This window comes from Cellulomonas sp. A375-1 (assembly GCF_001040865.1).
GTDB lineage: Bacteria > Actinomycetota > Actinomycetes > Actinomycetales > Cellulomonadaceae > Cellulomonas > Cellulomonas gelida.
This window is the reverse complement of the sequence record NZ_LFKW01000116.1, coordinates 70,805-71,140: the sequence shown is the minus strand read 5'-3', so window position 1 is coordinate 71,140 and position 336 is coordinate 70,805. Positions and strand designations below refer to the sequence as shown.

Below are 336 nucleotides of genomic sequence, written 5' to 3'. Positions count from 1 at the left end.
CCAGCCGCGCGAGCCGCTCCTGGACCGACCAGGTGAACGGGCAGTCGTCCACCGGCAGGGCGTCGTGCAGCGCACGGAGCCCGGCACCGACGGCGCGGACCGCCTCGAGCGGTCGCGCCAGCCACACCGGGTCGACCGCACTCCGCCCGGGGATCGCGCGCGTGACGAGCCACGCGCCCTCGTCGTCGCTGCCGTGGGCGAGGACCTCGGGGACGGGTGTGTGCGGAGCCGCCCAGACGAGCCGCTCGGCCTCGACCGCGAGGTCGAGCGGCGTGCCCGCGGGGGCCCACTTCACGTACGCACCGTGGACTGGCGAGTGGAACGTCGTGCCGCCGT

Annotated in this window: 1 protein-coding gene; it reads right to left on the bottom strand. The window is 76.5% G+C overall.

All coding sequences use genetic code 11. From position 1 onward, the window contains the following. Positions 1 to 295, bottom strand: a 295-nt coding sequence (locus CWIS_RS19495) for a phosphotransferase (RefSeq protein ID WP_231583836.1), incomplete at its 3' end; no start/stop codon positions are given. Between the last annotated feature and the right edge of the window lie 41 nt (positions 296 to 336).